Genomic DNA, 5,045 nt, shown 5'->3' on the forward strand with positions numbered 1-5,045 from the left:
AAAATAAGCCAGAGTGCTGAAAAACTCTGGCTTTGTGTGCATTTAGTTCGATAAAATTTTTTTATTAAAAAGTGTGCGTTTACCCTGAAAATTTACCACAGCTGTTATTTTTCTATTTTTTGTTCGTGCTGCCCGTCTAACGCCTGATAATTCCGACGTTACAGGAAATGGACTTCATGAAATATGAAGGCAAAGGCTACCAACTTGAACGCGTAACGTGCATCTGTGAAATATATAAAAGTCCAGTAATCCGCTTACAGAGCGGGCTACGGGACTTTTTCTTTCAAAACGCTGTCAAAAACAGGAATATTACACTTGATTCAGTACATCCGACAAGGTCTTCTTCATCTGCTCAATGTCAAGGGGCTTGGAAATATGCCCATTCATACCTGCCTTTTCAGCTTTCAGAACATCTTCACTGAAAGCGTTGGCTGTCATGGCAATTATAGGTATCGATGAAAGCCCGGTGTTTTCAAGACTTCTGATTCTCCTCGCAGCCTCATAGCCATCCATCTCAGGCATCTGGATGTCCATCAGGACAAGATCATAGTCTCCGGGACGCGAAGTCTCAACTTTTTCCACTGCTTCTTTTCCGTTTTCAGCGGTGTCAAGAGTAAAGCCCATCCTGCGAAGTATCGCAGATGCGATCTCACGGTTAACCCTTATATCCTCAACAAGAAGTACATGTTTTGATGAGAAGTCAACTTCCGTTTTCTTTTCAAATGTGTTTTTTTCAGCTTCTGCAAGGGCATCAGCATCGTCACATACCGGAAGTGACAGGCGCACTGTGAACTCGGTTCCTATACCGGGCTGCGTATCAACAGATATACTGCCTCCCATGAGCTCAACTATGTTCTTGGTGATGGCCATTCCAAGTCCGGTACCCTGAATTCCGCTGACTGTGCTGGTACGCTCCCTCTCAAAGGCATCAAAGACATGCTCTGCAAACTCTTTTTTCATGCCGATTCCGGTGTCCCTGACAGAGAGTTCATACTCTCCGAATCCCGCCTTACGATCTTCAAGCTGATTGATGGTCACAAACACCTTTCCCTCACGTGGGGTAAACTTATAGGCATTTGAAAGGAGGTTCAGGAGCACGCGGTTAAGCCTGTTCTCGTCGCACATAACTACAGGATTTCTTATCCCAGAGCAGGATACGATAAACTCTATATGTTTCTCACTCATCTGGGATGAGAACATATCGCGTATCTCAGAGAGTATCTTCCTGAGATTAACAACAACAGGCTCAAGCTCTACCTTGCCGCTCTCAATCCTGCTCATCTCAAGAATATCGTTTATGAGTGCCAGAAGAAACTGACTTGATGAATCTATCTTATCAAGGTACTCCTTTACCTGCGAAGGTCCTGCATCATCCTGCTTTGCCAGGTTTATATACCCGATTATGGCGTTCATTGGCGTCCTTATATCATGGGACATATTTGACAAAAAAGTTGTCTTGGCACTGCTGGCACGCTTTGCTTCCTCAAGAGCTTCCTGAAGCCTCCTGCTTCTTTCTGCTTCTTCTTTCCTTGCGTCCGTGGTATCAGATTTTAGAAGAAGATAGAAATGTGCTCTTGGATCAACTGTGTAAAATACAAATCGCTTATGGTATACCTCACCATCTGTCTTTGTTGCAAAGTTAACTTCATAGTGATCGCTTTCCGCAAGGCGCTTTTCTATAGTCTCCTCACTGATCTCCTCAAGGAGCCTTTCTTTTTCATCAGAAGTACCGCATATTACGGGAGCGATCTGGTTATCCAGGTAATCCCTGTATACTCCTTCTCTTCCGGCAAAAGCTATATTACCTTGTCTATCAGAAACAGGATTGCTGATAACAACACCATATCGGCCATTCACAAGGTAAGCGATCATGTCGTACTGTCCCGCAAGGGCTTTGTCCATCAGCGCCTTATCAACCATCTCATCGTTGTAAAGGCTCTCTGTTATGAACGCCACTACATCTCCCGTAACCGGCTGCAGGGCAAGTGTGGCCCTGAGCTTGACAAAACGCGACTGTCCCTTGTTGCTTTTACAGAATACTATTTCCTCGGCTGCCGTGTGCCCCTGGTGAAAATACTCCAGCAGGCCCTCCCTGGTAAAGAGATTCTCTGAGTTTTTATCCCTTTCTATGAAAAGATAGTCTTTGCGCTTTCTGAGAAGTTCAGAATAGCTCATAGCAGTCCTGTCACTCTCGTACAGCTCTGTTCCGCCCCTCTCTTCGATAACGTCCTTGGTCAGATTGACACGAAAGACAGACAGTGAGTTCTTGGTAAGATCCTCAAGGTCATTCCTCAGTTCGCTGTACAGCATGTTGAGACGTATCTCGTTCTGTTCAAGTTTACCCACTATCCTGTACAGAAAAAACAGTACCATTGAGACATAGATACTGCCGCCGAAGAGTATCAGCGCAACAATGATATCAGGCTTCCCAAAAAAGCCCACAAAAAGATACCCTGCCAGAAACCCTATGAGCAAGGCAAGTGGAATTACCGCAGCTTTTCGGGTTTCTCCAAGACTCTCCATCTTTTTGACATGCAAAAGAAATCTATGGTACTGGACAATATTCAGCACCATAAGTGCGCTGCCAAGACATATAAGAACAAATATAAGTATTCTCATGAAGTCATCGCTCATTAACATTTACCTGTCAGACTGGTCATCAAGGCCAGTCAATGTATTTACCGTTAACGCAGACACCTGCATATCCGTTAGCAGTCATCACTGCTTTGTCCGGCTCCGAAATGGCAGGCTTGCCGTAATCAACACCTGACGTTAGCTGGAAATAAGCTGACCAGTCTCTTTATAGTAGTTTTCCTCCGTTTATGCTTTTTTATTACCAGGAAATAAGTAAAACCTCTCACATCAATAACTTTTAAAAATCATGCTTACTTATATAATATAATAATTCGTTATTATATGTCCTATATTTAATAAATACTTAATAAAATTGAAAATTATTAAAGTAAAAATGGTTGTGCTAACTTTTTCAAACTTATCGTGATGCATATGCTATTATAGATATGTTGCGAAAAGGATGGAAAAATGCGCGAACTAACACCAGAAGAAAGAAAACAATATGACAAGATGGTCCTAGGGTCCAAACAGATCAGCCTGCAGGATATCCTCAATTCTGTTCCTAAGGTCCCAGATCAAACAACTGATAAGATCCAATTTCCATTTGAAAATGATTCAAAAATTCAATATACACAGATGGAATTATTCAAATAATCATTATCAAAACGCAATACAGAGAATAATTAAAGGGACAAGGACACATGTACACCTCAGTCCCCATACTCCAGGCCATAATATTCCATATATTTTTTAAATCTGTCCTGACAGGAAAGCACTGTGTCTGTCAGATATCCTTTTTCACGCTTCCACTCCTTAAGACCTCTGTAATAGAACTCTTTAATATCATCTTCAATGATAAATGGAGTTATACCGTTCCTTAAACACTCCTTAAACATAATGAGTCTTCCCACACGGCCATTTCCATCCTGGAATGGATGTATTTTCTCGAATCTGCAGTGAAAATCAATTATGTCCTCAAGCTTTTTATTTTTACTCTTGTTATATTCCTTTAAAAGAGCTTTTATTGCAGCAGCAACTTCACCTGGTGCTGTTGTTTCGATCCCACCGACCTCATTAGCAAGTCTTTTATAATCGCCAACAGCAAACCAGGGCTTTCGGCTGTCAGAGGTTCCGGACTTAAGAAGTAGATGGAGCTGCTTAATGAAGGTCTCACTAAGTGCATAGTTTGCCTGATCAATCACTAGATCAATGCATCTGAAATGGTTTACAGTCTCAACAATGTCATCTACATTAACAGATTCATCCTTGATCCCGATGGTATTTGTCTCAAATATGTATCGGGTCTCATCATGTGTCAGACGGCTTCCCTCGATATGGTTAGAATTATAAGTAAGTTCGATCTGAACCTTATGATAGATCCCTCCGGTTATTCCTGACTCTTTTTCCATGCGGAGTCTTGTTAAAAGATCTGTCGGGATCTTGCCAGCTCTCTGCTTACGAGCAGGTTTCATGGCATCTGTAGGAATAGCCCATGATCCTGCCTTCATAACAGCACCGGGGATTCTGCCTTCATTACAATAATTCCTGACGCTGCGCTCGGAAAGATTCCATTTACTTGCAGCTGTGTTCACATCCATATATACCATGACCGACCTCACTGTGACTTTTAAGTAGTTTTATAGGTATATTATATGCCATCGGTAAAATATAATCAAATTATAACAGTAATAATTGCGTTATATTTTGCCGAACATCCTATTTTTCGTGTGAGCTGCATCCTGTATGCACCTAGACATTCTCGCTGTCATACATAACTTAAATTATATACGTAGATGTTTGCCCTCTCATACGTGCATAATTACCCTTTACTACTCTTTATTTGTCTCATTTCCTACCATCTAACTACATTGAGATTTACAACATAGTCATGAAGATTTATTATATCTTGAGTGTTCTTTCATAATAGAAACAGATAGATTATACAGAGATTAAGATAAATCAACAAAGGATATGTGATCTGATGGATAAAAATAAACTCAAAGGAATCTTATTAACAACTATAGGTGCTGCCTGCTGGGGGCTATCTGGCTCAGTTGGGCAGTATCTTTTTGACGTGCAAATGATGGACAGCAGATGGCTTGTGCCTATCAGGTTAGGACTTTCCGGAGTGCTAATTCTACTGTACTCACTTATCAAATATCCAGACTCTGTTTTTTTACCATGGAAAAGCAAAGAAAAGGCAATAACCATGCTCATCTATGGACTGGCAGGTGTGTCAGCATGTCAGTTCCTGTACTTTCTCACAATAGAACTGTCCACTGCAGCTGTTGGAACAATCATGCAAGACCTGGCTCCAATATTCATCCTAGGATATACATGTATAACAACCAAGAGGTTACCCAAGTTTTTGGAAATATTGTCAATCATAATGGCTCTACTTGGGGTCTTTTTCCTTACAAGTCATGGCAATATTGCTACAAAGACAGTACCGTCACTTGCACTAATTACAG

3 protein-coding genes are annotated in these 5,045 nt (G+C 41.3%); 1 reads left to right on the forward strand and 2 read right to left on the reverse strand.

Annotated elements, in window-relative coordinates; all coding sequences use genetic code 11:
- Nucleotides 1–309 precede the first annotated feature (309 nt).
- Both J6O61_RS07510 and J6O61_RS07515 read right to left on the reverse strand, forming a co-directional pair.
- Nucleotides 310–2,619 carry an ATP-binding protein gene (locus J6O61_RS07510; RefSeq protein ID WP_292211465.1) on the reverse strand — a complete coding sequence of 770 codons (2,310 nt, stop codon included), beginning with the start codon at nucleotides 2,617–2,619 and terminating at the stop codon, nucleotides 310–312.
- Between the two features lie 665 nt (nucleotides 2,620–3,284).
- Nucleotides 3,285–4,181: a Fic family protein gene (locus J6O61_RS07515; protein ID WP_292211467.1), complete on the reverse strand. Its 897-nt coding sequence runs from the start codon at nucleotides 4,179–4,181 to the stop codon at nucleotides 3,285–3,287.
- A gap of 374 nt (nucleotides 4,182–4,555) precedes the next feature.
- Between J6O61_RS07515 and J6O61_RS07520 the strand changes: the two genes are divergently transcribed.
- On the forward strand, nucleotides 4,556–5,045 hold a 490-nt coding region (locus J6O61_RS07520), incomplete at its 3' end, for an EamA family transporter (RefSeq protein ID WP_292211469.1).

The sequence above is a fragment of the Butyrivibrio sp. genome, from assembly GCF_017635265.1.
Lineage (GTDB): Bacteria > Bacillota > Clostridia > Lachnospirales > Lachnospiraceae > Butyrivibrio.

What these genes read in the sequence shown, in the direction of transcription:
- J6O61_RS07510 (WP_292211465.1), bottom strand. Translation starts at nt 2,619, where the DNA reads ATGAGAATACTTATATTTGTTCTTATATGTCTTGGCAGCGCACTTATG.
- J6O61_RS07515 (WP_292211467.1), bottom strand. Translation starts at nt 4,181, where the DNA reads ATGGTATATATGGATGTGAACACAGCTGCAAGTAAATGGAATCTTTCC.